General features: G+C 72.6%; 22 protein-coding genes. 8 read left to right on the top strand and 14 right to left on the bottom strand.

What is annotated here, in order from left to right; all coding sequences use genetic code 11:
• The first annotated feature begins 1 nt into the window (after window position 1).
• Window positions 2–2,740, top strand: a complete 2,739-nt coding sequence (locus tag NNW99_RS28855; protein ID WP_215122090.1) for an ABC transporter permease — start codon at window positions 2–4, stop codon at window positions 2,738–2,740.
• Window positions 2,737–3,693 carry an ABC transporter ATP-binding protein gene (locus tag NNW99_RS28850; RefSeq protein WP_215122089.1) on the top strand — a complete coding sequence of 319 codons (957 nt, stop codon included), beginning with the start codon at window positions 2,737–2,739 and terminating at the stop codon, window positions 3,691–3,693. The genes NNW99_RS28855 and NNW99_RS28850 overlap by 4 nt, the downstream gene beginning before the upstream one ends.
• A 150-nt stretch (window positions 3,694–3,843) precedes the next feature.
• Here the strand turns inward: NNW99_RS28850 and NNW99_RS28845 are convergent, their stop codons facing one another.
• The 3 genes from NNW99_RS28845 to NNW99_RS28835 form a co-directional block, all read right to left on the bottom strand.
• On the bottom strand, window positions 3,844–5,304 hold the full coding sequence (locus tag NNW99_RS28845) for a glutamate synthase subunit beta (protein ID WP_215122088.1): 1,461 nt from the start codon (window positions 5,302–5,304) through the stop codon (window positions 3,844–3,846).
• A complete protein-coding gene (gene gltB, locus NNW99_RS28840) occupies window positions 5,297–9,895 on the bottom strand; it encodes a glutamate synthase large subunit (protein WP_215124501.1) in 4,599 nt (1,532 codons plus the stop codon). Before gltB ends, NNW99_RS28845 begins: the two co-directional genes overlap by 8 nt.
• Window positions 9,896–10,280: 385 nt before the next feature.
• Complete coding sequence (locus NNW99_RS28835; RefSeq protein WP_215122087.1) at window positions 10,281–11,012, bottom strand: VIT1/CCC1 transporter family protein; 732 nt, start codon at window positions 11,010–11,012, stop codon at window positions 10,281–10,283.
• A 214-nt stretch (window positions 11,013–11,226) separates the two neighbouring features.
• Here NNW99_RS28835 and NNW99_RS28830 point away from each other — a divergent pair, with 214 nt between their 5' ends.
• The 6 genes from NNW99_RS28830 to NNW99_RS28805 are packed head-to-tail and all read left to right on the top strand — an operon-like array spanning window position 11,227 to window position 18,102.
• On the top strand, window positions 11,227–12,243 hold the full coding sequence (locus tag NNW99_RS28830; protein WP_215122086.1) for an ADP-ribosylglycohydrolase family protein: 1,017 nt from the start codon (window positions 11,227–11,229) through the stop codon (window positions 12,241–12,243).
• The gene (locus NNW99_RS28825; RefSeq protein WP_370869166.1) at window positions 12,240–13,454 is read left to right on the top strand and encodes an ADP-ribosylglycohydrolase family protein; all 1,215 of its coding nucleotides are present in this window, start codon (window positions 12,240–12,242) and stop codon (window positions 13,452–13,454) included. The genes NNW99_RS28830 and NNW99_RS28825 overlap by 4 nt, the downstream gene beginning before the upstream one ends.
• Before the next feature lie 7 nt (window positions 13,455–13,461).
• Window positions 13,462–14,631, top strand: coding sequence for an ADP-ribosylglycohydrolase family protein (locus NNW99_RS28820; protein WP_215122084.1), 1,170 nt, complete (start codon window positions 13,462–13,464; stop codon window positions 14,629–14,631).
• Window positions 14,619–16,055 (top strand): ADP-ribosylglycohydrolase family protein, encoded by a 1,437-nt coding sequence (locus NNW99_RS28815; RefSeq protein ID WP_215122083.1) that lies wholly within the window; start codon window positions 14,619–14,621, stop codon window positions 16,053–16,055. Before NNW99_RS28820 ends, NNW99_RS28815 begins: the two co-directional genes overlap by 13 nt.
• Window positions 16,052–17,281 carry a CaiB/BaiF CoA-transferase family protein gene (locus NNW99_RS28810; RefSeq protein WP_215122082.1) on the top strand — a complete coding sequence of 410 codons (1,230 nt, stop codon included), beginning with the start codon at window positions 16,052–16,054 and terminating at the stop codon, window positions 17,279–17,281. The genes NNW99_RS28815 and NNW99_RS28810 overlap by 4 nt, the downstream gene beginning before the upstream one ends.
• Window positions 17,278–18,102: a CoA ester lyase gene (locus NNW99_RS28805; protein ID WP_215122081.1), complete on the top strand. Its 825-nt coding sequence runs from the start codon at window positions 17,278–17,280 to the stop codon at window positions 18,100–18,102. Before NNW99_RS28810 ends, NNW99_RS28805 begins: the two co-directional genes overlap by 4 nt.
• Before the next feature lie 83 nt (window positions 18,103–18,185).
• Here the strand turns inward: NNW99_RS28805 and lgt are convergent, their stop codons facing one another.
• From lgt to hisI, 11 genes are all read right to left on the bottom strand, one after another.
• Complete coding sequence (gene lgt, locus NNW99_RS28800) at window positions 18,186–19,160, bottom strand: prolipoprotein diacylglyceryl transferase (RefSeq protein ID WP_215122080.1); 975 nt, start codon at window positions 19,158–19,160, stop codon at window positions 18,186–18,188.
• A gap of 84 nt (window positions 19,161–19,244) precedes the next feature.
• The gene (locus tag NNW99_RS28795; protein WP_215122079.1) at window positions 19,245–20,021 is read right to left on the bottom strand and encodes a thioredoxin domain-containing protein; all 777 of its coding nucleotides are present in this window, start codon (window positions 20,019–20,021) and stop codon (window positions 19,245–19,247) included.
• A gap of 86 nt (window positions 20,022–20,107) precedes the next feature.
• On the bottom strand, window positions 20,108–20,926 hold the full coding sequence (gene trpA, locus NNW99_RS28790; RefSeq protein ID WP_215122078.1) for a tryptophan synthase subunit alpha: 819 nt from the start codon (window positions 20,924–20,926) through the stop codon (window positions 20,108–20,110).
• Window positions 20,923–22,209, bottom strand: a complete 1,287-nt coding sequence (gene trpB / locus NNW99_RS28785; RefSeq protein ID WP_215122077.1) for a tryptophan synthase subunit beta — start codon at window positions 22,207–22,209, stop codon at window positions 20,923–20,925. Before trpB ends, trpA begins: the two co-directional genes overlap by 4 nt.
• Before the next feature lie 62 nt (window positions 22,210–22,271).
• Window positions 22,272–22,484 carry a tryptophan biosynthesis modulator TrpM gene (trpM, locus tag NNW99_RS28780; RefSeq protein WP_215122076.1) on the bottom strand — a complete coding sequence of 71 codons (213 nt, stop codon included), beginning with the start codon at window positions 22,482–22,484 and terminating at the stop codon, window positions 22,272–22,274.
• A 21-nt stretch (window positions 22,485–22,505) separates the two neighbouring features.
• Window positions 22,506–23,315: an indole-3-glycerol phosphate synthase TrpC gene (gene trpC / locus NNW99_RS28775; protein ID WP_184596632.1), complete on the bottom strand. Its 810-nt coding sequence runs from the start codon at window positions 23,313–23,315 to the stop codon at window positions 22,506–22,508.
• A 139-nt stretch (window positions 23,316–23,454) separates the two neighbouring features.
• Window positions 23,455–23,889, bottom strand: a complete 435-nt coding sequence (locus tag NNW99_RS28770; RefSeq protein ID WP_215122075.1) for a DUF2752 domain-containing protein — start codon at window positions 23,887–23,889, stop codon at window positions 23,455–23,457.
• Window positions 23,890–23,973: 84 nt separating this feature from the next.
• The gene (locus NNW99_RS28765) at window positions 23,974–24,225 is read right to left on the bottom strand and encodes an HGxxPAAW family protein (protein WP_215122074.1); all 252 of its coding nucleotides are present in this window, start codon (window positions 24,223–24,225) and stop codon (window positions 23,974–23,976) included.
• Between the two features lie 125 nt (window positions 24,226–24,350).
• Entirely contained in the window at window positions 24,351–24,992 is a 642-nt protein-coding gene (locus tag NNW99_RS28760; protein WP_215122073.1) for a TIGR02234 family membrane protein, read from the bottom strand.
• A gap of 41 nt (window positions 24,993–25,033) precedes the next feature.
• Window positions 25,034–26,515, bottom strand: a complete 1,482-nt coding sequence (locus NNW99_RS28755; protein ID WP_215122072.1) for an anthranilate synthase component I — start codon at window positions 26,513–26,515, stop codon at window positions 25,034–25,036.
• An 11-nt stretch (window positions 26,516–26,526) separates the two neighbouring features.
• Window positions 26,527–26,913 (bottom strand): phosphoribosyl-AMP cyclohydrolase, encoded by a 387-nt coding sequence (gene hisI / locus NNW99_RS28750; RefSeq protein WP_215122071.1) that lies wholly within the window; start codon window positions 26,911–26,913, stop codon window positions 26,527–26,529.
• Window positions 26,914–26,928: the final 15 nt, after the last annotated feature.

Genomic DNA, 26,928 nt, shown 5'->3' with positions numbered 1-26,928 from the left:
GATGCCGCGGAAGGATCAGGGCGCGCCCTGGGTGCGGACCCGGCTGCGGACCGCGCCGGTGTCCGCCGTCGCCTTCGCGCTGCTGGTGCTGGTCACGGCGTTCCTCGCCGCCCTCCTGCCCCGGGCCGTCGAGGCGTACGAGACGGACGGGCTGCGCGAGGCCCTCGCCGGCGCCTCGCCCGAGTCCACCGTGCTGGAGTTGAAGGCGCCGCAGCCCGGTCTCGAGGAGCCGGACGCGGCCCGGGCGGACGCGGTGCTGCCGGAGGCGCTCCGGGCGGTCGAGGGCTCGGCGCGGGCGCTGCTGCCCGAACCGCTGCGGGCGGACCCGGCCGAATCGGCGTACGGGGTGCGCACCGCGAAGAGCCTGGAGGCGCTGGACGCTTCGCTGCCCCGGCCCGACGGGCTGCCGCCCCGGTTCACCGTGCTCGCGCAGTCGGGAGCGGCCGGCCACGCAGACGTCCGGGAGGGCCGGATGCCCACCGCCGGCACATCGGTGACCGTGGACACCCGACGGGTCGAGGGAGCGGTGACCACCCAGACCGCCCGCGTCCTGCGGCTGCGGGCCGGCTCCGAACTCACCCTGGCCGGCTTCCAGGACCGGCCGCTGACCGTACGGATCACGGGCGTCCTCGAACCCCGGCATCCGCAGCGGAGCTACTGGTCAGCGGAGCCGACCCTGCGCGCTCCGGCCCTGGCGAGCGGCAACGCACGTCCGCCGCAGTTCTACTGGGAGGCGGGTCTCCTGCTGGCGCCCGGGGCCGCTCCCGCGCTCCTCGGCAGCCAGGGCGAGCCGGAGAAGTACTGGCGGTTCGCGCCCGCGACCGGGGGGCTCACCTCGGGGGACACGACGGCGCTCGTCGAGGGGGTCGCGTCCCTGGAGAACGGGCCCGGGCTGGTGCGGATGCGCGGCGCCGCCGGTCCGGTGGCGCAGCTCTCCACCGGCCTGGAACAGGTCGTCGGCTCGTACACGGCGACCCGGGACGCGATCACGCCCGTGGTGGCCGTCGCGGCCTTCGGGATCGCCGCGGTCGCCGTCGTCGTCCTGACGATGAGCGCCGGGGTGGCCGCCGCGCGCCGCGACACCGAACTCGCCCTGCTGCGGGCCCGGGGCGGCTCCCTGCGCGGTATCTCCGGGCGGCTGCTCGCCGAGACCGCGGCCCCGGCGGTGCCCGCCGCGGCCTGCGGGCTGCTGCTCGCCGTGCTCGTCGTGGACGAGGCCCGGTCGCTGCCCGCCGTGCTCGGGGCGGGCGCCGTGGCCCTGCTCGCCTGCGCCGGGCTGCCGGTGCGCGCGGCCCTGGCGCATCGCAGGCCGAGGGCGCACCAGGAGCGGGACGACCTCGCCCACACCAGGCCCGGCCGGCGCCGCACGGTCGCCGAACTGACCTTGCTGGTGCTGGCCGTCGGCTCGGTGGCGGCGCTACGCCGCCGCGGTACGAGCGGCGGGTCGGGCGATCTGCTGGTGAGCGCCGCCCCGGTGCTCGTCGGCCTGGTCGCCGCGCTGGTCCTCGTACGGCTGTATCCCCTGCCCCTGCGGTGGGCCGCCGGCCCGGCCGGGCGGCTGCGCGGTCTGGTCGGGTTCTTGTCGCTGGCCCGTGCGGGCCGCTCGGCGGCGGCGGTCGCCGCGCTGCCGCTGCTCGCCCTGCTGACGGCCCTGACGACGGCCGCGTTCGGCGGATCCGTGCTGGCGGGCGTGGCGGACGCCCGGGACCGTGCCGCTCTGCTGGAGACCGGCGCGGACGCACGGATCTCCACGACCGACGGCACCCCGCTCCCGGCGGGACTCGCCCGGGCGGTGGGGGAAGTGGCGGGCGTACGGCAGGTCACGGCCGTGGGAATCGAGTACGCCGCGGAGCGCGAGACCGACGAGGCGGAGTCGCTGCCGGTGGCCGGGGTCGAGCCGGGCTCCTACGCGGAGCTGGCCCGGCGGACGGGACTCGGCGGTTTCACGGCCGACCGGCTGGGGGCCCGGGGCGGGGTGCTGGACGCCGTCGCCTCCCCCGAGGTCGCGAAGCGGATCGGGCGGTCTCCGCACCGGATCGTGCTGCCGGGCGGAGCCGTGACGGTGCGGATCACCGCGGTGCGCCCCCGCACCCCGGCCGCCCCCGAGGGCGACTTCCTCCTGGTCGACGCGGCGGGCCTGAAGGACTTCGGCGCCCCTTCGGTCCTGCTGGCGACCGGGTCCGGGATCGACGCCGAGGCCCTGCGGACGGCCGTGAACGGCACCGGGGCGGGCCTCTCCGTGACACTGCGCGGCGAGGCACGCGCGGCACTGTCCGACTCGCCGTTGCAGACGGGCGCCGAGCGGATCTACGTCTGGGCCGTCGTGGCGGGCGCGGGGTACGCCCTGCTCGCCCTGGTGCTGGGCCTGCTGCGGTCCGCTCCGGAACGCGCCGCACTGCTGGCCCGGCTGCGCACCCTGGGCCTGACGGCCCGCCAGGGGCGGCGGCTGCTCGGCCTGGAGGCACTGCCCCTGGCGCTGCTCGCGGCCGGCGGGGGCATGGCCGTCGGCTGGGCCACGGTGGGGCTGCTCGCCCCCGGCATCGACCTGGACCGGCTGGCGCTGCCCGACGCGTCCGGCGGGACGGCGCCGGGCGGTGCCGCGCTGCGGGCCGACGTGTGGTCGCTGGCCCTGCCCGCCGCGGCCGCGGTGCTGCTGGCGGGGGCGGTGGCCGTGGCACAGGCCTGGTGGGCGGGCCGCCGGACACCGATCACTCACCTCAGGGCAGGAGACATGCGATGAGCGCTACGACGGAGTCGCTCGCGGAGCTGGAGCGGCGGGCGACGCACCACCGCGACCGGCCCGCCTACGGGCACGACGCCCTGATCGCCTGCGACCGGCTGGTGCGGATCTTCGCCAAGCGCGGGGGCGGGGACGGCATGGAGGTGCAGGCGCTCCAGGGGCTCGATCTCCTGGTGCGGGAGGGCGAGTTGATGGCCCTGGTGGGGGCGTCCGGCAGCGGCAAGTCGACGCTGATGAACATCCTCGCGGGCCTGGACGTCCCGACCGCGGGCGCCGCGAAGGTCGCGGGCCGCGATCTGCTGGCGATGGACGCCAAGGCGCGGCTGCGCTACCGGCGCGAGGTGGTCGGCTTCGTCTGGCAGCAGACGGCCCGCAATCTGCTGCCGTATCTGACGGCCGCGCAGAACGTCGCCCTGCCCATGCAACTGGCGGGCGCGCCGAAGAAGAAGCGGGCCGGACGGGCTGACGAACTGCTGGCCATGCTCGGGGTCGCCGACTGCCGGGACCGGCGTCCCCAGCAGATGTCCGGCGGTCAGCAGCAGCGCGTCGCCATCGCCGTCGGCCTGGCCAACTCCCCCGCCGTCCTGCTCGCCGACGAGCCGACCGGCGAACTGGACTCGGCGACCGGGCAACAGGTCTTCGCGGCGTTCCGCCGGGCCAACGAGGAGCTGGGCACGACGATCGTCATCGTCACGCACGACCAGGCGGTCGCCGGCGAGGTCCGCCGCACGGTCGCGATCCGCGACGGCCGCACCTCGACGGAGGTACTGCGCCGCACGGAGGTCGACGAGGCGGGCCAGGAGTCCCTGGTGGCCCGCGAGTACGCGATGCTCGACCGCGCGGGCCGCCTCCAGTTGCCGGACGAGTACACGACGGCGCTGGGCATGGCGGACCGGGTACTGCTGGAGCTGGAGGAGGACCACATCCAGGTGTGGCCGGACGGACACGGCTGAGAGCAGGCATCCGACGGCATGCGACAGCGCCTGCCCGGTCGTCCGGTCGGGGACTGTAGGGCAGGCGCTGTCTCGGGGGGGCTGGGGGGGAAGCCCCCCCCAGATGACCCGCCCGTACGCCTTTGTACGGGACGTTTCTGGGTGTGCGCGTCAGACCATCAGCGCACGGTCCGTCGGGCGGATCGGAGCCGGCAGCTCGCTGGCGCCCGTGAGGTGGCGGTCCACCCCGCGCGCGGCCGAGCGGCCCTCCGCGATCGCCCAGACGATGAGCGACTGTCCGCGGCCCGCGTCACCGGCGACGAACACGCCCGGCACGTTGGTCTGGTAGTCGCCGTCGCGGGCGATGTTGCCGCGCTCGTCGAGGTCCAGGCCGAACTGGTCCACGAGGCCGTTGTCCCGGTCGGTGCCGGTGAAGCCCATGGCGAGGGTGACGAGCTGGGCGGGGATCTTGCGCTCGCTGCCCGGCTTCGGGGTCAGCTTGCCGTCGATGAACTCCACCTCGGTGAGGTGCAGCCACTGGACGTTGCCGTCCTCGTCGCCCTCGAAGTGGGTCGTCGAGACGGAGTAGACCCGCTCGCCGCCCTCCTCGTGCGCGGAGGTGACCTTGTACAGCATGGGGAAGGTCGGCCACGGCTGGTTCGGGGCACGGTCCTCGCCCGGCTGCGGCATGATCTCCAGCTGCGTGACGGAGGCCGCGCCCTGACGGTGGGCGGTGCCCACGCAGTCCGCGCCGGTGTCGCCGCCGCCGATGACCACGACGTGCTTGCCCTCGGCCGTGATGGGGGGCGCCACGAAGTCGCCCTCCTGGACCTTGTTGGACAGGGGCAGGTACTCCATGGCCTGGTGGATGCCCTTGAGCTCGCGGCCGGGCACCGGCAGATCACGGGCCGTGGTCGCGCCGACGGCCAGGACCACCGCGTCGTACCGCTTCTTCAGGTCCGTCGCCTTGAGGTCGCGGCCGATCTCGATGCCCGTACGGAAGCGGGTGCCCTCCGCGCGCATCTGCTCGATACGGCGGTTGATGTGCCGCTTCTCCATCTTGAACTCGGGGATGCCGTAGCGCAGGAGGCCTCCGATACGGTCCGCGCGCTCGTAGACGGCGACGGTGTGACCGGCGCGGGTGAGCTGCTGGGCGGCGGCCAGACCGGCCGGGCCCGAGCCGATGACCGCGACCGTCTTGCCCGACAGGCGCTCGGGCGCCTGGGGTTCGACGTCACCGGTCTCCCACGCCTTGTCGATGATCGAGACCTCGACGTTCTTGATGGTGACGGCCGGCTGGTTGATGCCGAGCACACACGCCGACTCGCACGGAGCGGGGCACAGCCGGCCCGTGAACTCCGGGAAGTTGTTCGTCGCGTGCAGCCGCTCCGAGGCGGCCGCCCAGTCCTCGCGGTAGGCGTAGTCGTTCCACTCGGGGATGAGGTTCCCGAGCGGACAGCCGTTGTGGCAGAACGGGATGCCGCAGTCCATGCAGCGGCTGGCCTGCTTGCTGATGATGGGCAGCAGGGAGCCGGGGACGTAGACCTCGTTCCAGTCCTTGAGGCGCTCCTCGACCGGACGGGACTTGGCGACCTCGCGGCCGTGGTTCAGAAAGCCCTTCGGGTCAGCCATTGATCGCCGCCTCCATCATCTTCTCGTGGGTCTCGGTCTCGGAGAGACCGGCTCGCTCGGCGGCGTCCTTGGCGGCGAGCACTGCCTTGTACGTGCTGGGGATGATCCTGCTGAAGCGCTCGACGGCGGTGTCCCACTCGGCCAGGAGCTTCTCGGCGACGGTCGAGCCCGTCTCCTCCTGGTGGCGGCGGACCACGTCGTGCAGCCACTGCTTGTCGGTGTCGTCCAGCGGCTCCACGGCGTCCACGTTGCCGACGTTGACGTTGTCGCGGTCGAGGTCGATGACGTACGCGATACCGCCGGACATACCGGCCGCGAAGTTGCGGCCCGTCTCGCCGAGCACCACCGCGTGACCGCCGGTCATGTACTCGCAGCCGTGGTCGCCCACACCCTCGGAGACGACGGTGGCGCCGGAGTTGCGGACGCAGAACCGCTCGCCGGTGCGACCGCGCAGGAACAGCTCGCCGCCGGTCGCGCCGTAGGCGATGGTGTTGCCCGCGATCGTCGAGTACTCGGCGAGGTGGTCGGCGCCGCGGTCCGGGCGGACGATGACACGGCCGCCGGAGAGGCCCTTGCCGACGTAGTCGTTGGCGTCGCCCTCCAGGCGCAGCGTGACACCGCGCGGCACGAACGCGCCGAAGGACTGGCCGGCGGAGCCGGTGAAGGTGATGTCGACGGTGTCCTCGGGCAGGCCCGCGCCGCCGAACTTCTTCGTCACCTCGTGGCCGAGCATGGTGCCGACCGTGCGGTTGATGTTGCGGATCTGCACCTGGGCGCGCACCGGCTGGGCCTCGGTGGCGTCCGTGGCGGACAGGGCGTCGGCGGCCAGCTTGATGAGCTGGTTGTCGAGCGCCTTCTCCAGACCGTGGTCCTGGGCGATGAGCTGGTGGCGGACGGCGCCCTCGGGCAGCTCGGGCACGTGGAACAGCGGCTCCAGGTCCAGGCCCTGCGCCTTCCAGTGGTCGACCGCGCGGGTGACGTCGAGGGTCTCGGCGTGGCCGACGGCCTCCTCGATGGAGCGGTAGCCCAGCTCGGCGAGGATCTCGCGGACCTCTTCGGCGATGTACTTGAAGAAGTTCACGACGTACTCGGCCTGGCCGGAGTAGCGCTCGCGCAGCGTCGGGTTCTGGGTGGCGATGCCGACCGGGCAGGTGTCCAGGTGGCAGACGCGCATCATGACGCAGCCGGAGACGACGAGCGGCGCGGTCGCGAAACCGAACTCCTCGGCGCCGAGCAGCGCGGCGATGACCACGTCACGGCCGGTCTTGAGCTGGCCGTCGGTCTGCACGACGATGCGGTCGCGCAGGCCGTTGAGCAGCAGCGTCTGCTGGGTCTCGGCGAGGCCGAGCTCCCAGGGGCCGCCGGCGTGCTTGAGCGACGTCAGCGGCGAGGCGCCCGTGCCACCGTCGTGGCCGGAGATCAGGACGACGTCCGCGTGCGCCTTCGAGACACCCGCGGCGACCGTGCCGACGCCGACCTCCGAGACCAGCTTGACGTGAATCCGCGCCTGCGGGTTCGCGTTCTTCAGGTCGTGGATGAGCTGGGCCAGGTCCTCGATGGAGTAGATGTCGTGGTGCGGGGGCGGCGAGATGAGGCCGACGCCCGGCGTCGAGTGACGCGTCTTGGCGACCCACGGGTAGACCTTGTGGCCGGGCAGCTGACCGCCCTCGCCGGGCTTGGCGCCCTGGGCCATCTTGATCTGGATGTCGTCCGCGTTGACCAGGTACTCGGAGGTCACACCGAAGCGGCCGGAGGCGACCTGCTTGATGGACGACCGGCGGGCCGGGTCGTACAGCCGCTCCGGGTCCTCGCCGCCCTCACCGGTGTTGGACTTGCCGCCCAGCTGGTTCATGGCGATGGCGAGGGTCTCGTGCGCCTCCTGGGAGATGGAGCCGTACGACATGGCGCCCGTGGAGAACCGCTTGACGATCTCGGAGACCGGCTCGACCTCGTCGATGGAGATCGGCTCGCGGTCCGACTTGAAGCCGAACAGGCCGCGCAGCGTCATCAGCCGCTCGGACTGCTCGTTCACGCGCTCGGTGTACTTCTTGAAGATGTCGTAGCGGCCGGAGCGCGTGGAGTGCTGCAGGCGGAAGACCGTGTCCGGGTCGAAGAGGTGCGGCTCGCCCTCGCGGCGCCACTGGTACTCGCCGCCTATCTCCAGCGCGCGGTGCGCCGGGGCGATGCCGGAGGCCGGGTAGGCCTTGGCGTGGCGGGCGGCGACCTCCTTGGCGACGACGTCGATGCCGACGCCGCCGATCTTGGTGGCGGTGCCGTTGAAGTACTTCTCGACGAAGGTCTCGTCCAGGCCGACGGCCTCGAAGACCTGGGCGCCGCGGTAGGAGGCGACGGTCGAGATGCCCATCTTGGACATGACCTTCAGCACGCCCTTGCCGAGGGCGTAGATGAGGTTGCGGATGGCCTTCTCGGCCTCGATGCCGGGCAGGAAGGTGCCGGCGCGGACCAGGTCCTCGACGGACTCCATCGCCAGGTACGGGTTGACGGCGGCGGCGCCGTAGCCGATGAGCAGGGCGACGTGGTGGACCTCGCGGACGTCGCCGGCCTCGACCAGCAGGCCCACCTGGGTGCGCTGCTTGGTGCGGATGAGGTGGTGGTGGACGGCCGCGGTGAGCAGCAGCGAGGGGATCGGCGCGTGCTCGGCGTCGGAGTGGCGGTCCGACAGGACGATCAGCCGGGCGCCGTTCTCTATGGCGGCGTCGGCCTCGGCGCAGATCTCCTCGATGCGCGCGGCCAGCGTGTCACCGCCGCCGTGCACCCGGTACAGGCCGGAGAGCGTCGCGGCCTTGAAGCCGGGCATGTCGCCGTCGGCGTTGATGTGGATGAGCTTGGCCAGCTCGTCGTTGTCGATGACCGGGAAGGGCAGCAGGACGCTGCGGCAGGAGGCCGCGTTCGGGTCGAGCAGGTTGCCCTGCGGGCCCAGCGCGGAGCGCAGCGAGGTGACGAGCTCCTCGCGGATCGCGTCCAGCGGCGGGTTGGTGACCTGCGCGAAGAGCTGGGTGAAGTAGTCGAAGAGCAGCCGCGGGCGGTCCGAGAGCGCCGCGATCGGCGAGTCGGTGCCCATCGAGCCGATCGGCTCGGCACCGGCCTTGGCCATCGGCGCGACGAGGACGCGCAGCTCCTCCTCGGTGTAGCCGAAGGTCTGCTGGCGGCGGGTGACCGAGGCGTGGGTGTGGACGATGTGCTCGCGCTCGGGCAGGTCGCCCAGCTCGATCTCGCCGGCTTCCAGCCACTCCGCGTACGGGTTCTCGGCGGCGAGCTCGGCCTTGATCTCGTCGTCCTCGATGATGCGGTGCTCGGCGGTGTCGACGAGGAACATGCGGCCGGGCTGGAGGCGGCCCTTGCGGACGACCTTGGCCGGGTCGATGTCCAGGACGCCGACCTCGGAGCCGAGGACGACGAGGCCGTCGTCGGTGACCCAGTAGCGGCCGGGGCGCAGGCCGTTGCGGTCGAGCACGGCGCCGACCTGGACGCCGTCGGTGAAGGTGACACAGGCCGGGCCGTCCCAGGGCTCCATCATCGTGGAGTGGTACTGGTAGAAGGCGCGCCGGGCCGGGTCCATGGAGTCGTGGTTCTCCCACGCCTCCGGGATCATCATCAGCACGGAGTGCGGCAGGGAGCGGCCGCCCAGGTGCAGGAGTTCGAGGACCTCGTCGAAGGAGGCGGAGTCGGAGGCGTCCGGCGTACAGACCGGGAAGATCCGCTCTATGGCCTTGTCATCGGCACCGAACAGGTCCGACACCAGCTGCGACTCGCGGGCGACCATCCAGTTGCGGTTGCCCTTGACGGTGTTGATCTCACCGTTGTGGGCGACGAAGCGGTAGGGGTGCGCCAGCGGCCACGACGGGAACGTGTTCGTCGAGAACCGGGAGTGCACGAGCGCGACCGCGGAGGCGAAGCGGCGGTCGGACAGGTCCGGGAAGAAGGGCTCGAGCTGGCCGGTGGTCAGCATGCCCTTGTAGACGATGGTCCGCGCGGACAGCGACGGGAAGTACACGCCGGCCTCGCGCTCGGCGCGCTTGCGCAGCACGAACGCCTTGCGGTCGAGGTCGATGCCCGTCGAGGAGCCGTCCCCGACGAAGATCTGGCGGAAGACCGGCATGGTCGACCGGGCGGTGGCGCCCAGGAGCTGGGGAGCGACCGGCACCTCGCGCCAGCCGAGCACCGTGAGGCCCTCCTCGGACGCGATTGTCTCGATCTTCGAGACGGCGTCGGCGGTGGAGTCCTCCGGCAGGAAGGCGATACCGACGGCGTAGCCGCCGGCCTCGGGCAGCTCGAATTCGGCCACCTCACGGAAGAAGGCGTCCGGGACCTGCGACAGGATCCCCGCGCCGTCGCCGGAGTCGGGCTCGGAGCCGGTGGCACCGCGGTGTTCGAGGTTGCGCAGGACGGTCAGAGCCTGCTCGACCAGCGTGTGGGACGCCTCGCCTGTGAGGGTGGCGACGAAGCCGACGCCGCAGGCGTCGTGCTCGTTGCGGGGGTCGTACATACCCTGCGCAGCAGGGCGAGCATCCATGAAGGACCAGTTCTGGCCATTCGCGGAGTGCTGGGACGGCTGGCGCGGCGTACGCATCGGCTCTCCCGTCGTCGTCATGTGGCATATACAAGGTGCCGAGGGACGACGTTGGCCCTCTGCGTGATCGCAAAATTTCGTGCAGGTTACATGATGGAGCGGTTCTCGGAAAGCAAGATAATCCGTTCCAACATGCGGACACCGTAGGGGTGCGACAGGGGTTCCGCGCCGACGGTGGAAGCTATGGGGGGCCAGTACGGAACGACCGGGTGAGATCGATGCCCGTCGGGCCCGATGGCGGGAACAGGCGCCTTCGCCCGTCCCGCTGGGGGTGCGCGGCGAGCGTCGTTGCCCGCAGCGCTTACGGCTCATGCCCGGTGATTGCGGATCCGAAACCAGCGAGTAACGGCTATTTATACGGCCTCACGCATAAGTCCGAGCCGAGCTATCCTACGGCCGTTCCGAACAGGGTGCCCAGGGCGTACGTCACACCGGCCGCCGCGCCTCCCAGGAAAAGCTGCCGCAGCCCGCTGTACCACCAGGTGCGGGCCGTCACCTTGGCCACGACCGCGCCGCACAGGAAGAGCCCCAGCAGCGCCAGCAGCACCGCGGGCCACAGGGTGCTCGCGCCCAGCAGATACGGCAGCACGGGGATCAGCGCGCCCAGCGCGAAGGAGCCGAAGCTCGACACCGCGGCGACGGTGGGCGAGGGCAGATCGCCGGGGTCGATGCCCAGCTCCTCGCGTGCATGGATCTCCAGCGCCTGCTCCGGGTCCTTCGACAGCTGCCGGGCGACCTCCCGGGCCAGCTTCGGCTCGACGCCTCTCCCCTCGTAGAGCGAGGCGAGCTCGGCCTCCTCGTCCTTCGGGTGCTTGCGCAGCTCGCGCCGCTCCACGTTCAGCTCGGCCTCGACGAGCTCGCGCTGCGAGGCCACGGAGGTGTACTCGCCGGCGGCCATGGAGAAGGCGCCGGCGGCCAGCCCCGCGAGTCCGCTGATGACCACGGTCTGCTGACCGACGGCCCCGCCGGCGACACCGGTCATCAGGGCCAGATTGGAGACGAGGCCGTCCATCGCGCCGAACACCGCGGGACGCAGCCAGCCGCCGTTCACGTCCCGGTGCGTGTGATTGTCCCGGTGCGCCTCGTGCAGCGTCGCCTCGGTCTCGATGATGGCCATGAAAGATCCCCACTCCCCTTACTTGGACACGTTCCAGTTTTTTACAACACCCAAAGTACGCTCCGAATTCCGCCCTCGCCAGCAAGGAAAGGCTGCGCTAACCTGCGGGTTTACCTTCTTTTGCTCACTTGATAACGATCTTGCACAGATGTCGACCGGGTGATGCTGAGGTTCCTGAGGCTCGGGGGGATCGTCGAAGTGGGACACATCCCGTATGGCATCGATCGCCTGCATCCCCTCCGCCCCGGCGCCCGGGGACGCCGCCGAGCTCCGCGAACGGGCACGGGGCGCACTGCTGGGCCTGGCCGTGGGTGACGCCCTCGGGGCCCCCGCCGAGAACATGAAGCCGTCCGAGATCCGCGCCCGGTGGGGCCGTATCACCGGCTACGTCAGCGACAACCCGTCCGGCACGGACGACACCGAGTACGCGATCTTCTCCGGTCTCCTCCTGGCCCGGCACGGCTGCGCACTCACCCCCGCCCATGTGGAGGCGGCCTGGCACGAGTGGATCGCCGACCGCGACGAGGGCCCCTTCCGGGGCGCCGGCTTCAGCGAACGCGGCACGCTGGAGAACCTCCGCCGTGGACTTGCCGCGCCCATCTCCGCCCAGCACCGGCACGCCTGGAGCGACGGCCTGGCCATGCGCGCGGCCCCCTTCGGGGTGTTCGCGGCGGGCCGCCCGGCGGAAGCGGCCCGTCTGGTCGCCATCGACGGCTCGGTGAGCCACGACGGCGAGGGCATCTACGGCGGCCAGGCGGTGGCGGCGGGTGTGGCGGCGGCGATGGCGGGCGCCCCGGCGATCGCGGTGGTGGCCGCCGCCCTCGCGGTCGTGCCCGACGACTCGTGGACGGCCCGCTCCCTGCGCCGCGCGGTGGCGGTGGCCCACCGCGGCGAGCGCGCGGTCCGCTCCGCCGTCGTCATCGGCGGCTACCCCTGGACCGACCTCGCCCCCGAGGCGGTCGCCCTCGCCTTCGGCGCGTACGCGGCGGCCGACGGCGACTTCGAGCAGTCCGTCCTGACCGCGGTGAACATGGGCCGCGACGCGGACACGACGGCGGCGGTGGCGGGTGCCCTGGCGGGCGCGACGCGGGGCGTCTCGGCGATCCCGGAGGCCTGGGCCACCCCCATCGGCCCGGTCCGCGGCCGCTGCCTCCCGGCGATGGCGGGCTACCACGTACGGGACGTGGCGGACCTGCTGACGGCGAACCGTGAGACGGAGGCACGAGCATGAGCCCTCTACAGGGGCCACCCGCGGCCACCGACGGTGAGAGCGCCCCACGGGAGACCAGGACTCCTTGGGTGACAGTTACGGGCGGTGCGCGGGTGGGAGACAGAAAGGCCGAAGGCCTCCTGCTCGGACTGGCCGCCGGCGACGCCGCCGGCTGGCCCGCCGCCCGCCACAGAGCCGCCCGCATGCCCGACTGGACGCGCCGCCTCACCCGCGAACTGGACACCTTCGCCGAACACAACGCCACCACCACCCTCCCCGTCCCCATCGCCCTGAACCAGCCCCCCGAGCCCCTCCGTCTCGGCCCCTCCGACGACGCCGAATGGGCGGCCTTCGCCGCCGAGGCCCTCCTGCGCGCCGGCGACGACACCGTCCTGAACGACCTCAGCCGGGAACGCCGCACCCGAGCCGCGATCGACCTCACCTGGAACGCCATCGCCAGCGAGGTGGCCGCCGCGGCGGACCGCGCCCCCGAGATCGAGTCCGCCGTCCTCCCCCTGCGCGCCCGCATCTCCGTCCGCGCCGGCCTCGGCAACCTCGCCACCGGCCTGCGACCGCCCGCCACCGGCCACGACAACCCGCACTACTTCGACGACGCGGCCTGCGTACGCGCCTGCGTCCTGGCCATGGCCCACCCGGGCGACCCGGGCCGCGCCGCCGCACTCGCCGAGTTCGACGCCCGCTACACCCAGGACGGCGACGGCGTGCACGGCGCCCGCGCGATGGCCGCCGCCCTCGCTCTCGCCCTGGCCGGCGCGAACGTCGACGCCTGCGTCACAGCGGCCCTCGCCGAACTCCCCGAGGAGACGGAGATCGGCCGCAACGCCCGGCACGCCCTGCACCTCGCCGCCGCCTCGGACAGCGCCTTCGCCCTGGTCCCGCCCCTGGAGCACCAGATCGTCGACCACGTCTACAGCTACGGCATCGCCGCCGCCGAAACGGTCCCGGTCGCCCTCGCCCTGGCCACCGCCGCCCGCGGCCGTATCGCGGAGGCGGTCCCGGCGGCGGCCTGTCTGTCCCGGGTCGCGGACTCCGCCCCGGCCCTGGCGGGCGCCCTCACCGGCGCGCTGGGCGGCGGCGCCTCGATCCCGGCCTCCTGGCGGGAGACCTGCCGCACGCTCTCCGGCTGCGTCCTCCCCCGGCTCACCGGCACCGACCTCGTGGAACTCGCCGAACTCCTCGAAGCCGCACTGCCGGCCCGCCCAGGTGGATGATGCGCCCATGGAGCCCAAACCACACCAAAACGCCCCTCTGGACGAGCGGATCGCCGGTGCCCTGGTCGGCGCGGCCGTGGGCGACGCCCTCGGCGGCCCGGTCGAGGGCTACTCCCCCGAGCAGATCCTCGAACGCCACGGCGGCCGCGTCCACGGCATCGTCGGCCCCTGGCACGGCGACGCCTGGCGCACGGCCCGCCCCCTCGCCCCGTACCACAAGGGCGACGGCCACGTCACCGACGACACCTTGATGACCCACGCCCTGGTCCGCGTCTACGCCACGGTCCGCGACCACCTGGACGCCTACGCGGTCGCCGACCACCTGGTCCCCGACCTGATGACCGAACCGCGCTGGATCCCGGAACTGGAGACCGAGGCCCTCCCCCTCCAGCGGATCTTCCTGGCCGAGAAATGGCTCGTGACGAGGATCCACTACGGCCATGCCGACCCACGCGAGGCCGGCACCGGCAACATCGTCAACTGCGGCGCGGCGATGTACATGGCCCCGGTGGGCCTGGTCAACGCGGCCGACCCCCGTGCCGCCTACGCCGAGGCCCTCGACATCGCGGGCGCGCACCAGTCCTCGTACGGCCGTGAGGCGGCGGGCGTCCTGGCCGCGGCGGTCGCGGCGGCGTGCACGCCCGGGGCGACCCCGGACTCGGTCGTCTCGGCATGCCTCTCCCTCGCGAAGGACGGCACCCGTACCGCCATCGAGCGGGTCTGCGAGGAGGCCTCCCGGCACACGGACTTCGAGTCGGCACTGCGCCCCCTGCGCGAGGCGGTCGCCCCCTACGACACGGTGGGCCCCGACTACCGTTCCCCTTCCCTCGGCGCCCGCCGCCCGTCCCGCCTCCACGCGATCGAGGAACTCCCCGTAGCGCTGGGCCTGTTGCTCGTGGCCCGGGGCGACTATCGCCACGCGGTCCTCGGCGCGGTGAACTACGGCCGCGACTGCGACTCCATCGCCACGATGGCCGGCGCGGTGGCCGGGGCCCTCGGCTCGCCGGTCCCCGAGGACTGGTCCAAGACGGTCGCGGAGGCCAGCCGCCTGGACCTCTGGGAACCGGCCACGACCCTCACGGCCGTCACCCGCGAGATCTTCGCCCGGGACGTGTCCCGCCGCCGCACCCACGAACAGGCCTTCGCCTCCCTCGGAGGCCCGGCATGCTCCGTCTGACCTGGGTCCAGCCGGAGGACCTGATCGGCCACGAACTCCGCCAGGCCTCCCAGGACGGCCGCGAACCGAAGGCGATCGCGGCCCGCTGGAAGGCGGCGGGCGGCCAGGAGGCTCCTCTGACCGCAGGCGCGTCCCCGACTCCCGCGTCCCGCTACCTCCGCCGGTTGGCGATGGACCTCCTGGACGAACTGGCTGACCTGCCGAGCACCTTGACGGACGATGAGCCAACTGACCTGGAGGGAATCAAGGCGACCTGCGCGAACTGGCCGCTGTCTGCGGGCAGTCGTGCCGCTGGGGCGGCTCCCGACCCAAAGAAAGGCAGCACCCCGCCAGCGCGGGCGAGCGCCCCCACCCCGCCCTCAGCAACAACCCCGCAGCACCTCGAAGCCGCCTGGCTGGGCCGAGCCGTGGGCTGCCTCCTGGGCAAACCAGTAGAGAAACTCCCCCTAGAAGCCATCCGCCACTTGGCCAAGTCCACCGGCAACTGGCCCCTCACCACCTACTTCACGGCGAGAGGCGTCCCCGAACAACTCCTCACCACACACCCCTGGAACCGCCGCTCGGCGACCACCTCCCTCGCCGAGAACATCGACGGCATGCCCGAGGACGACGACCTCAACTACCCCCTCCTCAACCTCCTCGTCCGCCAGCGCCACGGCAGCACCTTCACCACCACGGACGTGGCCCGCACCTGGCTCGACGAACTCCCCGCCGGCCGCACCTTCACCGCCGAGCGCATCGCCTACCGCAACCTCCTCTCCGGCCTGGAACCCCCGCACACCGCCCGCCACCGCAACCCGTTCCGCGAATGGATCGGCGCCCTGATCCGCGCCGACGTCCACGGCTGGACCAACCCCGGCGACCCGGCCGCCGCCGCGGAACAGGCCCACCGCGACGCCACGCTCACCCACACCGCCAACGGCGTCTACGCGGCGATGTTCACGGCGGCCACCCTCGCGACCGCAGCGACCGGCGACCACGACATCCACGCCTGCCTGCGCACCGGCCTCACCGTCGTCCCCCCGCGCTCCCGCCTCGCCCGAGCCGTCCGCCACGCCGTCCATCTGGCGGGCGAGCACGACGACTTCGACAGGGTCGTGGACGAACTCCACGCCATCCACTCCCCCACGTACCACTGGGTGCACGCCGTCCCCAACACCGCCCTGATCGCCGCCGCCCTCACCCACGCGAACGGCGATTTCCCCGGCTCCGTCTGCCGTGCCGTGAGCGGCGGCTGGGACACCGACTCCAACGGCGCGACGGCCGGGAGCGTCGCCGGGCTGCTGGCCGGACACCCGGCGGCCCTCCCCGACCGCTGGACGGCTCCGTTGAAGAACCGTCTCGCCACCTCCATCGGCGACTTCGACGGCATCGGCTTCGACGCCCTCGCCCACCTCACGCACCGGGAGACCCACCGCCCATGACCGCTGCCCCGCCCCCGCCCGCACCCATCACCGCGCCCACGACCGCTCCCCTCTCCGGCCTCCGCGTCCTCGACCTCGCCACCCTCTTCGCCGGCCCGCTCGCCGCCACCCTGCTGGGCGACTTCGGCGCCGAGGTCGTCAAGGTCGAGCACCCGTCGAAACCGGACCCCTCCCGCGGCCACGGACCGTCGAAGGACGGCGTCGGCCTGTGGTGGAAGACGCTCGGCCGCAACAAGCGCACCATCACCCTGGACCTGTCGAAGCCCGGCGGCCGCACCACCCTCCTGCGCCTCGCCGCCACCGCCGACGTGGTCATCGAGAACTTCCGCCCCGGTACCCTGGAGAAGTGGGACCTCGGCTGGCCGGAGCTGTCGGCCGTCAACCCCCGCCTGGTCCTGGCCCGGGTCACCGCCTTCGGCCAGTTCGGCCCCTACGCACACCGCCCCGGCTTCGGCACCCTCGCCGAGGCGATGAGCGGCTTCGCCGCGATCACCGGCGAACCCGACGCACCCCCGACCCTGCCGCCCTTCGGCCTGGCCGACTCCATCGCGGGCCTGACGACGGCGTACGCGGTGATGACGGCGCTGGCGGCCCGCGAGCGCACCGGCGAGGGCCAGGTCGTCGACATGGCCCTGATCGAACCGATCCTGGCCGCCCTCGGCCCCCAGCCCCTCTGGTACGACCAGCTCGGCCACGTCCAGCCCCGCACCGGCAACCGCTCCCCCAACAACGCCCCGCGCGGCGTCTACCGCACCGCCGACGGCACCTGGGTCGCGGTCTCCACGTCGGCCCAGTCGGTCGCGGAACGCGTGATGCACCTGGTGGGCCGCCCGGAACTGATCGACGAACCGTGGTTCGCCACCGGCGCCGACCGCGCCCGCCACGCCGACCTCCTGGACGAGGCGGTCGGCTCCTGGATCGCCGCGCGCACCCGCGTGGACGTCCTGGCGGCCTTCGAGAAGGCGGAGGCGGCCGTCGCCCCGGTCCAGGACGTCCGGGACGTGATGGCGGACCCGCAGTACCAGGCCCTCAACACCATCACCACGGTCGACGACCCGGAACTGGGCCCCCTGCGCATGCAGAACGTCCTCTTCCGCCTCTCCGCCACCCCCGGCGCGATCCGCTGGGCCGGCCGCCCGCACGGCGCCGACACCGACGAGGTCCTGACCGAGCTGGGCCTCACCCCGGCCGACCTCACGGCGCTGCGCGCGGAGGGCGCCCTGTGACGGCGGCCTACCCGCTCACCTGGCTGTACGCCCCGGGCGACCGCCCGCACGTGGTGGCGAAGGCCCTCACCTCCGGCGCCGACATCGTCGTCGTGGACCTGGAGGACGCGGTCGACCCGGACCGCAAGGCCTACGCCCGCGCCGCCACCGCCGATCTGCTCGGCGAGCTGCCGCCGATCCCGGTCCACGTCCGCGTCAACGCCCTGGACACCCCTTGGGCCGCCCCGGACATCGCGGCCGTGGCCCGCGCCCCCGGCCTCTGTGCCCTGCGGCTCCCCAAGATCACCTCACCCGCCGAGGTCGTCCGGATCGCCGAGCGCGCCGTCCCTCCGGGGCTGCCGCTGTACGCCCTGCTGGAGTCGGCCCTCGGAGTGGAACACGCGTACGCCGTCGCAAGCGCCCACCCGTCGCTGCGGGGTATCGCGCTCGGGGAGGCGGACCTACGGGCCGACCTGGGCGTACGGGACGACGCGGGTCTCGACTGGTCCCGCTCCCGGGTGATCGTGGCCGCCCGGGCGGCGGGCCTGCCCCCTCCGGCGCAGTCGGTCCATCCGGACGTCCGCGACCTGGCGGGCCTGGCGACCTCCTGCGCCCATGGCCGCGCCCTGGGCTTTCTGGGCCGCGCCGCGATCCACCCCCGTCAGCTGGCGGTCATCGAACGTGCCTTTCTGCCCACCGAGGCGGAGATCGAACACGCGGAGACGATCCTCAAGGCGGCGACGACGCAGCAGGGCGCCCAAGCCCTTCCGGACGGCTGCTTCGTCGACGCGGCGGTGGTGACGGCGGCCCAGCGCACCCTGTCCCTGGCCCGCCGCCGCTGAGACACACCGAGGGCGCCCGGAGATCTCCGGGCGCCCTCGGTCATGTATACGGCTACGGCTACGGCTACGGCTACGGCAGACGGTCAGGTCTTCTTCGCCGACCCGGCCCCGTCCTTGGCCTCGTCGTCCTCGGCCTCTTCGTCCTTGGACTCGGCCTCGGCCTCGTCGTCCTTGTCGGCGTCAGCGGCGGCCTTGGCCTTCTCGCCACCGTCGGCTTCGTCGGCTTCAATGCCGGAGGCGTCCGCGCCGGGCTCCACGACCTCTTCCCGGCCGGGGCTCTTCTTCGCCGAGATCACCAGGTAGGCGACCGCGAGCAGGAACACCAGGATCGCGGTCCACACGTTCAGCCGGAGGCCCAGGATGTGGTGGGCGTCGTCGACACGCATGTACTCGATCCACCCGCGCCCCGCGCAGTACGCGGCGACGTACAGCGCGAACGCCCGCCCGTGTCCGAGCCGGAAGCGGCGGTCGGCCCAGATGACCAGCACGGCGACGCCGATGCACCAGAGCGACTCGTACAGGAACGTCGGGTGGTAGGTGCCCGGCACCCGCCCGTCCGCCGAGGACGTGATCTCCAGGGCCCACGGCAGATCGGTCGGCTTGCCGTACAGCTCCTGGTTGAACCAGTTGCCCCAGCGGCCGATGGCCTGGGCGAGGGCGATGCCCGGGGCGACGGCGTCGGCGTAGGCCGGCATCGGGATGCCCCGGCGGCGGCAGCCGATCCACGCGCCCAGCGCGCCCAGCGCGATCGCGCCCCAGATGCCGAGACCGCCCTCCCAGATCTTGAAGGCGTCCACCCAGTCACGGCCCTCGCTGAAGTACAGCTCGTAGTCCGTGATCACGTGGTAGAGCCGGCCGCCGACGAGGCCGAAGGGCACGGCCCAGACCGCGATGTCGGCCACCGTGCCGGCCCGCCCGCCGCGGGCGATCCAGCGCTTGTTGCCGAGCCAGACGGCAACGAAGACGCCGATGATGATGCAGAACGCGTAGCCGCGCAGCGGAATGGGGCCGAGGTACAGCACCCCGCGCGACGGGCTGGGAATGAAGGCAAGTTCCATGGCAAGGTCGACGCTACCCTGCCGCACCGGGCCCACGGCAGGCAGCCCGGCTACGGGTCCATAACGGGGGCGTGAGAAACGCCTTTACCCCTTGTTCGCCTCCAGCACCATCTGCTTCAGCTTCGCCGGGGTCATCGCCCGGTCCTGGTAGATGTTCTCGCCCTTGAACAGCACGGTCGGCGTGCCCGAGAAACCGCCCTTGTTGAATGCCTGATGCGACTTGGCGACCCAGCCGTTGTGCGTGCCGTTCTGCACGCACTTGCGGAAGGCGGGCGTGTCCAGGCCGTCGACCTTGCCGGCCAGCTCGATCAGCTTGTCGTTGTCGGCGTAGGCGTCGTCGACCTCGGGGGGCTGGTTGTCGAAGAGCACGTCGTGGTACGCGGGGTACTTCCCGGCGTCCTGGGCGCAGGCCGCGGCGTTGGCCGCGTTGCGCGAGCCCGTGCCGCGCATGTTGCCGTCGATGAGGGTGACCAGGTGGTACTCCACCTTCAGCTCGCCGGCCTTCGTCAGCTCGTGGATCACCGGCCGGTACGTCGTCTCGAAGGACTTGCAGGCCGGGCAGCGGAAGTCCTCCCACACCGTGAGCGTGGACTTGGCGCTGTCCTTGCCGACCGGGATGGCGAGGCCGTCCTTGCCCTGCGCTCCCGAGGGAGCGACGACCGGACCCGACGCCTCGCTGTCGTCCTCCTTGCCGGCGTTGGCGGCGACGACGCCGATCACCGCCGCGAGACCCAGGACGGCGACGACGGCCCCGCCCACGATCAGCGCGCGCCGGCGCTTGTCCGCGGACTTCTGCTTCTCACGCTCGACCGCCAGCTTCTCCCGGGCGGTGCGCTTTCCCTCACGGTTCTTGTCGCTCACACCCCGGAAACGAACCGGGGAGGCGCAGCGCGCCTCCCCAGCCCCAGGTCCACCCGTACGAGGGACCGGTATGACTTCCCGTTTTCTTACGCCTGTCGGCGCACGCCCTTCGCGAGGTCGCCGGCGAGCGCGCGGACGGCCTCGACACCGGCCGCGTCGTCCGGCGCGTCCAGCATGGCCTTGACGAACGCCGAGCCGACGATCACGCCGTCGGCGAAGCGGGCGACCTCGGCGGCCTGGGTGGCGTCGGAGACGCCAAGCCCCACACAGACCGGCAGGCCGGTGCCGGTGGCGCGGGTGCGTGCCACCAGGTTCTCGGCCTGCGAGCTGACGGTCGCGCGGGTGCCGGTGACGCCCATGAGGGAGGCGGCGTAGACGAAGCCGCTGCCCGCGGCGGTGATGTCCGCGAGCCGCGCGTCCTTGCTGCTGGGGGCGACGACGAAGACCGTGGCGAGCCCGTGCTTCTCCGCGTGCTCCCTCCACAGCGCCGACTCCTGCACGGGCAGGTCGGGCAGGATGCACCCGGCGCCGCCCGCCTCGGCGAGTTCGGCGGTGAACCGCTCGACGCCGTAGCGGTCGATGGGGTTCCAGTACGTCATGACCAGGATGGGCTTGCCGGTGGCCCGGTGGGCCTCGCGGACCGTGCGCATCACATCGGCGATCTTCACGCCGCCGCGCAGGGCGATGTCGTCGGCGGTCTGGATGACGGGGCCGTCGAGGACGGGGTCGCTGTGCGGCAGACCGACCTCGACGACGTCGGCGCCGCCGTCGATGACGGCCTTGATGGCCTCGATGCCGCCGTCCACGGTCGGGAACCCGGCCGGGAGGTAGGCGATGAGGGCGGACCGGCCCTCGGACTTCGCCGCTGCCAGGGTGTCGCTCAACAGCTGGATGTTGCCGCTCACTTGGCGTCCCCCTCGATCTCTGCGGTGTCGGTGTCCGCGTCGGCGGCGACCTCGGCGTCGGTGTCGTAGAGGCCGAAGTAGCGGGCGGCGGTGTCCATGTCCTTGTCGCCGCGGCCGGACAGGTTGACCACGATCAGCCCGTCCTTGCCCAGTTCCCTGCCGACCTCCAGGGCGCCGGCCAGCGCGTGGGCGCTCTCGATGGCCGGGATGATGCCCTCGGTGCGGGACAGCAGGCGCAGGGCCTGCATGGCCGCGTCGTCCGTGACCGCGCGGTACTCGCCGCGGCCGGAGTCCTTGAGGTAGGAGTGCTCGGGGCCGATGCCCGGGTAGTCCAGACCGGCCGAGATCGAGTACGGCTCGGTGATCTGGCCCTCGTCGTCCTGGAGGACGTACGAGCGCGAACCGTGCAGGATGCCGGGCTCGCCCGCCGTCAGGGTGGCCGCGTGCTCGCCGGTCTCGACGCCGTGGCCCGCCGGCTCGCAGCCGATGAGGCGAACGTCCGTGTCCGGGATGAAGGCGTGGAAGAGGCCGATGGCGTTGGAGCCGCCGCCGACGCAGGCGATCGCCGCGTCGGGGAGGCGCCCGGCGCGCTCCAGGAGCTGGCGGCGGGTCTCGACGCCGATGACCCGGTGGAAGTCGCGGACCATGGCCGGGAAGGGGTGCGGGCCGGCGACCGTACCGAAGAGGTAGTGGGTGTGGTCGACGTTGGCGACCCAGTCGCGGAAGGCCTCGTTGATGGCGTCCTTCAGCGTGCGGCTGCCGGACTTCACGGCGATGACCTCGGCGCCGAGCATGCGCATGCGGGCGACGTTGAGGGCCTGGCGCTGGGTGTCGATCTCGCCCATGTAGATCGTGCACTCGAGGCCGAAGAGCGCGCAGGCGGTGGCCGTGGCGACGCCGTGCTGGCCGGCGCCCGTCTCGGCGATGACGCGGGTCTTGCCCATGCGCTTGGTGAGCAGGGCCTGGCCGAGGACGTTGTTGATCTTGTGGGAGCCGGTGTGGTTGAGGTCTTCCCGCTTCAGGAAGATCCTTGCGCCGCCCGCTTCGGCGGCGAAGCGGGGGACCTCGGTGAGTGCCGAGGGGCGGCCGGTGTAGTTGACCAGGAGGTCGTCGAGTTCCTTGGCGAACTCGGGGTCGTGCTTGGCCTTGTCGTACTCGACGGCCACCTCGTCCACGGCGGCGACGAGGGCCTCCGGGATGAACTTGCCGCCGAAGGCCCCGAAGTAGCCTTCGGGGTTCGGGGTTTGACCCTCCGGGTCGGGGATGAAGAACTGACTGGGCATGCGGAAACCTTCACGGTGAGTTGTGTGTGGAATGCACTAATCGCCGTGGGGGCGGGGATCCGTCAGGCGGCTGCGGGCCGGACGTGGCTGGTCGCGCAGTTCCCCGCGCCCCTGAAGTCCTGCCATCGCATGCCGTTGACCTGCCCGGGCTCGTCACCGATGACGTACCGCACGCGGCGGCCGTGGACCCGGCGGGCCGGGGCTCGGCAGCCGCGGGGGCGGCAGCCGCGCGCGAGGCGGGCGTACCGGTCCACGGTCGTCATGGTGAGAGTCATCGGGGCAAGCCTAGCGGGAGATCAGCTTCGGCCGTGCCGGAGTGCGGGGTGTTCGCCCGCTGCCACCAGGTCGGAGACCGCCGTCTTGGGGTCCTTGCCGGTGACGAGGGACTCGCCGACCAGGACTGCGTCGGCGCCGGCGTTGGCGTAGGCGATGAGGTCGTGGGGACCGCGGACGCCCGACTCTGCGATCTTGATGATGTGGTCGGGGATCTCGGGGGCCAGACGCTCGAAGGTGCCGCGGTCGACCTCGAGGGTCTTGAGGTTGCGCGCGTTGACGCCGATCACCCGGGCACCCGCGTCGACCGCCCGCTCGACCTCGTCCTCGTCGTGCACCTCGACGAGCGGGGTGAGCCCGATGGACTCGGCGCGCTCGATGAGGGACTCCAGGGCGGGCTGGTCGAGGGCCGCGACGATCAGCAGGACGACGTCCGCGCCGTAGGCCCGGGCCTCCCAGAGCTGGTACGACGTGACGACGAAGTCCTTGCGCAGGACCGGGATGTCGACACGGGCGCGGACCGCCTCGAGGTCGGCGAGCGAGCCGCCGAAGCGCCGCTGTTCCGTGAGGACCGAGATGACGGCCGCGCCGCCCGCCTCGTAGTCGGCGGCGAGCCCGGCCGGGTCGGCGATCGCGGCCAGCGCGCCCTTGGACGGGCTGGAGCGCTTGACCTCGCAGATGACCTTGACGCCGTCGCCGCGCAGGGCCGCCGCGCCGTCCTTGGCCGCGGGAGCCTTCGCCGCGCGCTCCTTGAGCTCGTCGAGGCTGACGCGCGCCTGCCGCTCCGCGAGGTCGGCACGGACTCCGTCGATGATCTCGTCGAGCACACTCACGCGAGCGGCCCCCTTCCAGACGGTTGACAGTTCCAGCGACCAGTCGAAAACCGATGGTCACTGCGATGGTATCCGCAGTAAGGCGTAGGCCTCACATCCGGTTGACGCAGGTCCCACTACCTGGACGTCCGCCGCCGGATCAAGGGTGGAGCCAGCCACCGAAGGGCAGGTTCCGGACAACCGTGAAGACCAGCAGCAACGCGCCGAGGCTCCACACCTGCGCCGGCCGGGGATCGAACCGCAGGGGGCGCCCGCGGACCGCGTGGACCACCCATACGGTCCACAGTACGGCGAAGCCCAGATAGCCGAGGACGGCGAGCGCGTTGTCCTGGAGCGCCGCCGCGAGGTCGCCGTGGACGAAGGCGTGCGCGCTGCGCAGTCCGCCGCAGCCGGGGCAGTACAGGCCGGTGTAGCGCAGCAGCGGGCAGACGGGGTAGTGGCCCGGTTCGTTGGGGTCCACCGTGCCCACGTAGGCGAAGGCGGCGGCGACGGCGGCCAGCACCCCGGCGGGGACGGCCAGGCGGCTCGCGACGCCGCGCGTCACCCTTCGGCTGTCGGTGTTCACGGTACGCATTGTGCCCCGCACGCGCGTGAGGGGCGGTTCCGGCATCCCAGTGCCGGCCGCCCCTCACGCGACAAACGCGGTGTGTTCCGGGGTTCAGCCCTCGGCGCGCGCCGGCTCGCGGTCGCCCGTCATCGCGTGCGGCTGGTGCAGGTCCTTGGGCTGGCCCATGCCCATCGCCCGCATGGCCGCGCCGACGACACCGCCGAGCAGCACGACGACCATGCCCGCCCAGAAGCCCAGCGGCTGGTCCAACACCATGAACGCGCCCGCGACGCAGAAACCGATGAAGGCGATCGTGACACCGGTCCAGGCGGCCGGGGTGTGACCGTGGCTGCTGCCCGCCATTGCTTGCTCCTCGTTGCTGTGTACGTGTCTGAGCAGGACGCTCGCGCCCATTGTCCCGCACGCGCGCGCCTCCGGTGAGCGGGGGTGCTCCCTCCGCTTCCCCGTGCCCCGCCCCCGGGGCGGGGTTACGCCCCGGTCGGGTCCTCGCCCCGGTCGAGTGCCTTCCACAGGTCCTCGGGCCGGTCGGGGTCGACCGCGGGGGCCTTGCGGCGCGGCCGGGGCGTGCCGTCCCGCTCGTAGCGGCCGGACATCGCGGGCCACAGCCTGCCGTAGCGCAGGGCGAGCAGCCCGGCCAGCAGGAGCAGGACGCCGCCGACGGCCGCGACGTAGGGCCAGGCGGTGTGGCTGAGGGCCCCCACCGTGGCGGAGGTGTCGCCGGAGGCCTCGGCGGCCTTCTCGTCGAGTGCGGAGCTGTCGGAGGCACCGAGCAGGGCGGCGGCGACGGTGCCCGCGCCGGAGAGGGCCAGCAGGGCGGCCACGACGACGCGGCCGCTCCGGCGGACGGCGAAGACGGCGACGAGCGCGGCGAGGCCCACCACGGCGAGCGCCGCGGGCACACCGGTGACGTCGCTGCCCGTGGCGGTCAGCGGGAAGGCGCCACCGGCCACCGTCGTGGTGCCCTCCGACCAGCTCTGCCGGGTGGCGAGCAACGCCACGGCCGCGCCGAGCGCGCCGCACAGCAGGGCGACGGCGAGGCTCAGGCGACCGGCCCGGGCGGATCCGGAGGCTTGGGAACGTGGGTGCGGTACGGCAGTCACGTACCCCACTATCGCCTGAACCCCGGGCGAACCGTCAGCCGGGGTTCATCTCAGGCCTTTCCCAGCCGGTTCGCCGTGTGGACGGCCCGCAGGACCGCCGCCGCCTTGTTGCGGCACTCGGTGTCCTCGGCGACCGGGTCGGAGTCGGCGACGATACCGGCGCCGGCCTGGACGTATGCGGTGCCGTCGCGCAGCAGGGCCGTGCGGATGGCGATGGCGGTGTCGGAGTCGCCCGCGAAGTCGAGATAGCCGACGCAGCCGCCGTAGAGCCCGCGCCGGGAGGGTTCGAGTTCGTCGATGATCTGCATGGCGCGGGGCTTCGGGGCGCCGGAGAGGGTGCCGGCCGGGAAGCAGGCGGTGAGGACGTCGAAGGCGGTGCGGCCCGGGGCGACGCGGCCCGTCACCGTCGAGACGATGTGCATGACGTGCGAGTACTTCTCGATGGACATGAAGTCGACGACCTCGACCGAGCCGGGCTCGCAGACCCGCCCCAGGTCGTTGCGGCCGAGGTCGACGAGCATGAGGTGCTCGGCGCGCTCCTTGGGGTCGGCGAGGAGTTCGTCGGCGAGGGCCTGGTCCTCCTGCGGGGTGGCGCCGCGCCAGCGGGTGCCGGCGATGGGGTGGACCATGGCCCGCCCGTCCTCGACCTTGACCAGGGCCTCGGGGGACGAGCCGACGACGTCGAACCCGTCGAAGCGGAACAGGTACATGTACGGCGACGGGTTGGTGGCCCGCAGGACCCGGTAGACGTCCAGCGCGCTCGCGGTGCACGGCGTCTCGAAGCGCTGGGAGGGCACCACCTGGAAGGCCTCGCCGGCCCGGATGCGCTCCTTGATGTCCTCGACGGCCTCCTGGAAGTCGGGGCCGCCCCAGAGCGCGGAGTACTCGGGGACCTCGGAGGGCGGCAGGACTGCGGGCGGCTGGGCCACCGCGCGCGAGAGGTCGGCCTCCATGGCGTCGAGGCGGGCGATGGCGTCCGTGTACGCCTCGTCGACGCCGGTGTCGAGGTCGTTGTGGTTGATCGCGTTGGCGATCAGCAGGACCGAGCCCTCCCAGTGGTCCATGACGGCGAGGTCGCTGGTGAGGAGCATGGTCAGCTCGGGCAGCTTCAGGTCGTCGCGCTCGCCGGGGCCGATCTTCTCCAGGCGGCGGACGATGTCGTAGCCGAGGTAGCCGACCATGCCGCCGGTGAAGGGCGGCATGCCCTCCTGGTGCGGGGTGTGCAGGGCCTCGATGGTGGCGCGCAGGGCGGCGAGCGGGTCGCCGTCGGTGGGGACGCCGACGGGCGGGGTGCCCAGCCAGTGCGCCTGTCCGTCACGCGTGGTCAGGGCGCCGGCGCTGCGGACTCCGACGAAGGAGTACCGGGACCAGGAGCGGCCGTTCTCGGCGGACTCCAGCAGGAAGGTGCCGGGGCGCTCGGCGGCGAGCTTGCGGTAGAGCGCGACCGGGGTGTCGCCGTCGGCGAGGAGCTTGCGGGTGACGGGGATGACCCGCCGGTCGGTGGCGAGCTTGCGGAACGTCTCGAGGTCCATGGCGGCTGACCCTACTGATCCGCGGCGGCGGCGTCCGAACCGCCGTCCTTGAGCAGGACGTCCTCGTCGAAGCAGGTGCGGGCTCCGGTGTGGCAGGCGGCGCCGACCTGGTCGACCTTGACGAGCACGGTGTCGGCGTCGCAGTCGAGGGCGACGGACTTGACCCACTGGAAGTGGCCGGAGGTGTCGCCCTTGACCCAGTACTCCCGGCGGCTGCGGGACCAGTACGTGCAGCGGCCGGTGGTCAGGGTGCGATGCAGTGCCTCGTCGTCCATCCAGCCGAGCATGAGCACCTCTCCGGTGTCGTACTGCTGGGCGATGGCGGGCAGGAGGCCGTCGGCGCTGTGCTTGAGGCGCGCGGCGAGCTCCGGGTCGAGGCGGCTGGGCTTGCTGGTCATGTGGTCCATTGTGCC

Source organism: Streptomyces sp. CRCS-T-1, from assembly GCF_024442335.1.
Lineage (GTDB): Bacteria > Actinomycetota > Actinomycetes > Streptomycetales > Streptomycetaceae > Streptomyces > Streptomyces koelreuteriae.
Note: the sequence above shows the minus strand (reverse complement) of the source record. Positions and strands in the feature narration are given on the sequence as shown.

Coding starts and splice junctions, on each gene's coding strand:
- NNW99_RS28845 (WP_215122088.1), bottom strand. CDS start 5,304: ATGGCTGACCCGAAGGGCTTTCTGAACCACGGCCGCGAGGTCGCCAAG.
- NNW99_RS28855 (WP_215122090.1), top strand. CDS start 2: ATGCCGCGGAAGGATCAGGGCGCGCCCTGGGTGCGGACCCGGCTGCGG.
- NNW99_RS28770 (WP_215122075.1), bottom strand. CDS start 23,889: ATGCGTACCGTGAACACCGACAGCCGAAGGGTGACGCGCGGCGTCGCG.
- NNW99_RS28765 (WP_215122074.1), bottom strand. CDS start 24,225: ATGGCGGGCAGCAGCCACGGTCACACCCCGGCCGCCTGGACCGGTGTC.
- trpB (WP_215122077.1), bottom strand. CDS start 22,209: ATGCCCAGTCAGTTCTTCATCCCCGACCCGGAGGGTCAAACCCCGAAC.
- gltB (WP_215124501.1), bottom strand. CDS start 9,895: ATGCGTACGCCGCGCCAGCCGTCCCAGCACTCCGCGAATGGCCAGAAC.
- NNW99_RS28825 (WP_370869166.1), top strand. CDS start 12,240: ATGAGCCCTCTACAGGGGCCACCCGCGGCCACCGACGGTGAGAGCGCC.
- trpM (WP_215122076.1), bottom strand. CDS start 22,484: ATGACTCTCACCATGACGACCGTGGACCGGTACGCCCGCCTCGCGCGC.
- NNW99_RS28815 (WP_215122083.1), top strand. CDS start 14,619: ATGCTCCGTCTGACCTGGGTCCAGCCGGAGGACCTGATCGGCCACGAA.
- NNW99_RS28810 (WP_215122082.1), top strand. CDS start 16,052: ATGACCGCTGCCCCGCCCCCGCCCGCACCCATCACCGCGCCCACGACC.
- NNW99_RS28850 (WP_215122089.1), top strand. CDS start 2,737: ATGAGCGCTACGACGGAGTCGCTCGCGGAGCTGGAGCGGCGGGCGACG.
- lgt (WP_215122080.1), bottom strand. CDS start 19,160: ATGGAACTTGCCTTCATTCCCAGCCCGTCGCGCGGGGTGCTGTACCTC.
- NNW99_RS28835 (WP_215122087.1), bottom strand. CDS start 11,012: ATGGCCATCATCGAGACCGAGGCGACGCTGCACGAGGCGCACCGGGAC.
- hisI (WP_215122071.1), bottom strand. CDS start 26,913: ATGACCAGCAAGCCCAGCCGCCTCGACCCGGAGCTCGCCGCGCGCCTC.
- NNW99_RS28830 (WP_215122086.1), top strand. CDS start 11,227: ATGGCATCGATCGCCTGCATCCCCTCCGCCCCGGCGCCCGGGGACGCC.
- NNW99_RS28820 (WP_215122084.1), top strand. CDS start 13,462: ATGGAGCCCAAACCACACCAAAACGCCCCTCTGGACGAGCGGATCGCC.
- NNW99_RS28755 (WP_215122072.1), bottom strand. CDS start 26,515: ATGGACCTCGAGACGTTCCGCAAGCTCGCCACCGACCGGCGGGTCATC.